The 902-nt window shown below is 71.1% G+C and carries 1 protein-coding gene; it reads right to left on the reverse strand.

All coding sequences use genetic code 11. The features are described from left to right. A partial coding sequence (locus WS95_RS00010; RefSeq protein ID WP_059821600.1) for an acetyl-CoA C-acetyltransferase occupies positions 1-902 on the reverse strand: 902 nt, incomplete at both ends.

Consider the following 902-nt stretch of genomic DNA (forward strand, 5'->3'; position numbering starts at 1 on the left):
CGCTCGACCGCGAGCGCGACGCCCATCCCGCCGCCGATGCACAGCGACGCCAGCCCGCGCTTCGCATCGCGCTTGACCATCTCGTGCAGCAGCGTCACCAGGATCCGGCAGCCCGACGCGCCGATCGGGTGGCCGATCGCGATCGCCCCGCCGTTCACGTTCACCTTCGACGTGTTCCAGCCCATCTGCTTGTGCACCGCCAGCGCCTGCGCCGCGAACGCTTCGTTGATCTCCATCAGGTCCAGGTCGCCCGGCGTCCAGCCCGCGCGCTCCAGCGCACGGCGCGACGCCGGCACCGGGCCCATGCCCATCACGCTCGGATCCACGCCCGCATTCGCGTACGCCTTGATCCGCGCGAGCGGCGTCAGGCCCAGCGCCGCCGCCTTCTGCGCCGACATCACCAGCACCGCCGCCGCGCCGTCGTTCAGCCCCGACGCGTTCGCCGCCGTCACCGTGCCGTCCTTCGCGAACGCCGGCTTCAGCCCGGCCAGCGACTCCGCCGTCACGCCGTGACGCACGAACTCGTCGGTCGCGAACTGCAGCGGCTCGCCCTTGCGCTGCGGAATCGACACCGGCACGATCTCGTCGTCGAAGCGGCCGGCCTTCTGCGCGGCTTCCGCCTTGTTCTGCGACAGCGCCGCGAACGCGTCCTGCGCTTCGCGCGTGATCCCGTATTCCTTCGCGACGTTCTCCGCCGTGATGCCCATGTGGTACTGGTTGTACACGTCCCACAGCCCGTCGACGATCATCGTGTCGACCAGCTTCGCGTCGCCCATCCGGAACCCGTCGCGCGAGCCCGGCAGCACGTGCGGCGCCGCGCTCATGTTCTCCTGGCCGCCCGCGACCACGATGTCCGCGTCGCCCGCGACGATCGCGTTCGCCGCCAGCATCACGGCCTTCAG

The sequence above is a fragment of the Burkholderia sp. MSMB1826 genome, assembly GCF_001526325.1.
GTDB lineage: Bacteria > Pseudomonadota > Gammaproteobacteria > Burkholderiales > Burkholderiaceae > Burkholderia.